A 3,123-nucleotide genomic window follows, 5' to 3' on the forward strand; every position below is an offset into this window, starting at 1 on the left:
ACTTCAGACGGTGCCCTTGCCAGTTCTCCCATCAAAAAGGGCCCTTACGGGCCCTTGCTTTTAAGGCATTTCGCTCAGGCCGCGTCAGGCTGCTGGCCCGGCGCAGCTTTTTGAAAGGCCTCCAGTTCCATGCAGGCTTTTTCCACTGCCATGATCAGTGGCCATTTTGTCAGGTCCATTTTGAAACGGTGGGCGCTTTCGACCTGCGGAATCAAATACACATCGGCCAGGGTGGGCGTGTCGCCAAAGCTGAAGCGGCCGCGTTGCGCGTCGGCCGCGATCAGGGCTTCGTAGGCGTCAAAGCCCGAGCTGATCCAGGTGGCGCACCAGGCGTTCACCGCGTCTTCGTTGGCACCGAATTGTTTGCGCAGCGTTTGCAACACGCGGCGGTTGTTCAGGGGGTGGATGTCGCAACCCACCATCGCCGCGAGTGCACGCACATGGGCGCGGTCGTCCGTGCCTGCAGGCAGCAGCGCCGGCGTGGGGTGTTTTTCTTCCAGCCATTCGATGATGGCCGGTGACTGGATCATGACCTTGTCGCCGGTGTCCAGGGCGGGCACCAGTTGCTGGGGGTTGACCGCTTTGAAGTGGTCCTGTTGTTGTTCATCCACCCGCAAGTCCACCGTCACGTAGTCGGTGGCGATGCCTTTGAGGTTGAGCGCGATGCGCAGGCGGTGCGAGGTGCTGCTTCGGAAAAAACTGTAGAGCTTCATGGGTTTACTCCGCTGCGCCGATGGTCAGTGAGAGTTCAGCCACGCCTTCAACGCGGCCGGTGATTTGGTCGCCACTCACCACAGCACCCACGCCTTCGGGCGTGCCGGTGTAAATCAGGTCGCCGGGCTGCAGGTGGTAGTAGGTGGACAGGTCGGCGATGATTTCGCGGATGTTCCAGATCAGCTTGTCCACGTTGGACGATTGTTTGGTGACGCCGTTGACTTCGAGGGCAATGGTGCCGTTTTCGATCACCACGCCGGGCATGGGGACGATCTCTGAGCAGACCGAGCCTTGCTCGATGTCTTTGCCCGTGTCCCAAGGGCGGCCTTTGTCGCGGGCTACCAGTTGCAGGTCGCGGCGCGTCATGTCGAGGCCTGCGCCGTAGCCATAAACCAGCTCATGCGCGTTGGCTTCGCTCACACGGAAACCTTCTTTGCCAATGGCCAGCACCAGTTCCATCTCGAAGTGGTAGTTGTTGGTGCGGGGTGGGTAGGTGACGGTGGCACCGCTTTCCACCAGTGTTTGTGGCGACTTGGTGAAGTAAAAGGCTTGCTCCACGGTTTTGTCGACCGGGCGGCCCATTTCAACAGCGTGGGCATGGTAGTTGCGGCCCACGCAAAAAATGCGGTTGATCGGAAAGCGCTCGGTTTTGCCACGGATGGGCAGGGATTGGACGGCAGGGGGATTGAAGAGGTAAGTGGTCATGGGGTGGAATGAAGAAAAAAATTAACCGCGATTCTCGTACACACCCAGCTTGCGGTGCAGAGGTGACTCGTCGGCGATGAAGAGGAAAGCGGGTTGGTCTGCTTGCAGGTTGCTCAGCGTCACAGCCTCGTAGCCAGGCGCACAGCAGGTGTCGGCTTCGGCCAGCTCGAAGGTGCTGGCCACGATCTGTGCTTGTACCGCGCCTTCGATGACGTGAAAGATTTGCGCGGGCGAGCGCGCTGGCAGGCGCAGGGTTTGGCCAGGGCGCAGCATCAGGGCGTAAAAACCCAAGATGTTCTCTGCGTCGCCACCTGTTTCGGGGTTGGTGTAAGTGACTTGCACTTGCTCCAAATTTGAATCGTCAGCCGCCAGTGATTCGAGCGCGGCCTTGGCGTCTTTCCATGCATAGCGCAGCATGGGGTAAGCCTTCTTGCTGCGCTCAAACACATGCGAGGGCACCACGCCGCCACGGGCGTATTGTTTGTCGCCTTGGCCGGGCACCACGTTCTGGCGGTCGCCGTTGATGTGGTAGCTGGCCTCCATGTAATAAACCAAGGGCAAGTCCAGCACATCGAGCCAGATCACGGGCTCGGTGCCGTCGTGGCCGTGCTCGTGCCACAGGCCCGTGGGCGTGAGGATCAAATCGCCTCGGCTCATGGGGCATTTCGCGCCGTCTACGGTGGTCCAGGCGCCTTCGCCTTCCACGACCATGCGCACCGCGTTGGGCGTGTGGCGGTGGCTAGGGGCCCATTCGCCGGGCATGAGCAGTTGCATGCCCAAATACATGGCTGCGCTGGCCTGCATTTTGTCGAGGCCGTGGCCGGGGTTGGCCAGCACCAGCACGCGGCGCTCGGCTTTCTCTATTGGGGTCAGCTCGCCTGCTTTGAGCAAGAGCGGCTTGATGTCTTTGTAAGCCCAGCAAGTCGGCTGGGTCTGGCGGGCGGGTACTTTGGGGGGCAGCACGCCGCGCAGGCTGGGCCACAGCGGCACCAGGTTCAGGTCGCGCAGGTCCTGCACATAGTCGGGTGGCAGGTCTTCGATGCGTCCGAGGTCGTTCATGGGGTGTCTCCGTTCAATTCAATGGTGCTGTGCGGCATCGAGGCAGTTGCCCACGTTCCAGTTGTAGGTCGGCGGCTTTAGCCCCGACATGCAGTCTATGTCGAAGCCCGTCATGTCGGGGCTAAAGCCACCGACCTGCGAGATACCGGTGTACAAAATTCAAACATCAGCGTGCAGGATCAATAGCCGCATCTAGGCAGTTGCCCACGTTCCAGCCGTACAGCCATGCCATCGCATCATAAAAGCGCTCGGGGCTGCGGCCGCGCCACAGGTCATTGCGCACCAAGCGCTCCACACCTTTCGCGTGGTAGATGCGGCCCATCTCGCGGCTCGACAGCACGATGCGGGCGGTGCGGGCCACGCGGGCGCGCTGGTACATGTCCAGCGCTTTCGGCCAGTCGTTGCTGTGAACGCGCAGTGCCTCGCCCAAAGTGACTGCGTCTTCCATGGCCATGCAGGCGCCTTGCGCCATGTATTGGGTGGTGGGGTGGGCGGCGTCGCCCAGCAAGCTCACGCGGCCATAGGTCCACTGGCCAATCGGCTCGCGGTCGGCGGTGGCCCAGCGTTTCCAGGTCTTGGGCAGGTCGATCAGCTGGCGGGCTTTGGGGCAAATGCCCTGGAAGTAACTTTGCACTTCTTCCTTGC

Annotated in this window: 4 protein-coding genes; all 4 read right to left on the reverse strand. The window is 61.3% G+C overall.

The window, feature by feature from the left end; translation table 11 throughout:
- Positions 1-74: 74 nt before the first annotated feature.
- The gene (gene maiA / locus Q0341_RS14625; protein ID WP_299514795.1) at positions 75-713 is read right to left on the reverse strand and encodes a maleylacetoacetate isomerase; all 639 of its coding nucleotides are present in this window, start codon (positions 711-713) and stop codon (positions 75-77) included.
- Positions 714-717: 4 nt separating this feature from the next.
- Complete coding sequence (locus tag Q0341_RS14630; protein WP_299514799.1) at positions 718-1,419, reverse strand: fumarylacetoacetate hydrolase family protein; 702 nt, start codon at positions 1,417-1,419, stop codon at positions 718-720.
- Between the two features lie 21 nt (positions 1,420-1,440).
- Positions 1,441-2,478: a cupin domain-containing protein gene (locus Q0341_RS14635; RefSeq protein WP_299514802.1), complete on the reverse strand. Its 1,038-nt coding sequence runs from the start codon at positions 2,476-2,478 to the stop codon at positions 1,441-1,443.
- 166 nt (positions 2,479-2,644) lie between these two features.
- Positions 2,645-3,123, reverse strand: a 479-nt coding sequence (locus tag Q0341_RS14640) for an FAD-dependent monooxygenase (protein ID WP_299514805.1), incomplete at its 5' end; no start/stop codon positions are given.

The organism is uncultured Limnohabitans sp., assembly GCF_937889215.1.
Taxonomy (GTDB): Bacteria; Pseudomonadota; Gammaproteobacteria; order Burkholderiales; family Burkholderiaceae_C; genus Limnohabitans_A.